The organism is Pedobacter sp. (assembly GCF_045628745.1).
Classification (GTDB): Bacteria; Bacteroidota; Bacteroidia; order Sphingobacteriales; family Sphingobacteriaceae; genus Pedobacter.
In genome coordinates this window covers 1-1,736 of record NZ_JAZQPU010000166.1, presented here as the reverse complement: position 1 = coordinate 1,736, position 1,736 = coordinate 1, and the positions used below count along the sequence as shown (strand labels likewise).

The following is a 1,736-nucleotide window of genomic DNA, read 5'->3' as shown; positions in this document are numbered from 1 at the left end:
CATTACAGTGTTCAAAAAAACCTCCATCTATTGAACATGCCAAATATCACCATCAGCAGCCAGGAAAATGGGGAAATTGACTATGAAGACCTGGAAAATACAATTCGGATGAACAGGCACATGCCCGTTATTATCTTTGCCAACATCGGCACTACCATGACAGAGGCAAGGGATGATATAGGAAAAATAAAATTGATTCTCAAAAAACTGGCTATCAGACATTATTATATTCATTCTGATGCGGCTTTATCAGGAAGTTACAGTGCATTAATTCAGCCAAGACCCTCATTTGATTTTGAGGATGGTGCAGACAGTATTGCTATTAGCGGACACAAATTTCTGGGCTCTCCAATGCCATGTGGTATTGTTGTGGTTAAAAAGTCAAACCGCGACAGGATTGCAAGATCAGTGGCATACATTGGATCTATTGATACCACAATATCAGGATCAAGAAATGGGCATACCCCTATCTTCCTTTGGTATACCATCAAAAAACTGGGTATCCAGGGATTAAGAAACCGGGCGGAGGGCTGTTTGGAAATTGCTGAATATACAGTAGAAAGACTGCTGAGTATTGGGGTACCCGCATGGCGGAATATCAACGCCATCACCGTTAACTTCCCTACGCCTGACGTTAAAATTCTACGTAAATGGCAACTTGCCTCCGAAGGTGGAAATTCTCATATCATTTGCATGCCGAATATCACCAAAGAGCAGATCAATGAATTTATTGAAGAATTAATTAATTGTAGAAATGAATTTCGACCGCAGCCTGTCGTAGCATAAAGCTTAAATTGCCTCCTTTACCATGCTATGAATCTCACCCAGCGTTTTCTCACTAAAGTTATGATTGCCATCTAACCATTTATTAACTTCAGAAACTGGAAAGTCAATAATATTCGCCAGTGTATCACTGTCAAAACCTTTTTCTGTTAAAATGGATCTTATTTTACCAGCGGATTCAATATTTATTTTGGTTAACTTTTCTATGGCTGGATTTCCTTTTTCTGCTAGCCAGTTGGAAACCATATCGTCGTTTGGTACTTTCATTCTATTTTAAATTTTCAGCAAAGATCAGAAAATTCAAATAGATACGTTTGAGAAAAATCAAAATTTTGGAATAGAAAGATACAGCCAATATAATGACTTGGGTTTGAGCTGGATCATTAAAACATGCTATAACAGTAACAACCTATATTTCAAGCATATATCAATGGAAATTTCCAATATAATTTAAAAGCTTAAAATCTTAATTATCTTCAAGAATAATTTAATAATTTATCGATAAATTAATTATTATTGCATTAAATCTAAAGATAACTAATAAAAAAAACGCTAATCTTATTAACGCTCCTCTGTTCAAGTTTATTAACCATGGCACAATATGAAAATGCCAAACAAGTATTTGAAAGTCCAAAACTAAAAGAAGCTGTAAAATCACACAAAACGGTAGCAATTTTACCTTTTCAGATTAGCCTAACTTACAAAAAACTGCCAAAGAATTTCGATTTAGAAACAAATAAGCAGAAAGAACAAGCTTTGGCTACCTCTATCCAATCGAGTATGTACACCTTCCTCCTGCGCAAAGCAGACAGTTATACCGTGGAATTTCAGGATGTTGAAAAAACAAATGTACTACTTAAGAAAAAAGGCTTAACCGATTCTTTGAGTGTCTATACAAAAGACGAAATCGCAAAAATCCTTGGCGTTGATGCCGTTATCTCTGGGAAATATGA

The 1,736-nt window shown here is 35.8% G+C and carries 2 protein-coding genes and 1 pseudogene; 2 read left to right on the top strand and 1 reads right to left on the bottom strand.

The annotated features are described in order from the left end of the window. Nucleotides 1–786, top strand: a 786-nt coding sequence (locus ACR2F7_RS06640) for a histidine decarboxylase (protein ID WP_432712797.1), incomplete at its 5' end; no start/stop codon positions are given. Nucleotides 787–789: 3 nt separating this feature from the next. Here ACR2F7_RS06640 and ACR2F7_RS06635 read toward each other — a convergent pair. Then, complete coding sequence (locus ACR2F7_RS06635; protein WP_432712796.1) at nt 790–1,050, bottom strand: hypothetical protein; 261 nt, start codon at nt 1,048–1,050, stop codon at nt 790–792. 324 nt (nt 1,051–1,374) lie between these two features. Here ACR2F7_RS06635 and ACR2F7_RS06630 point away from each other — a divergent pair. After that, a pseudogene (locus tag ACR2F7_RS06630) lies at nt 1,375–1,736 on the top strand (hypothetical protein); the annotation flags it as partial.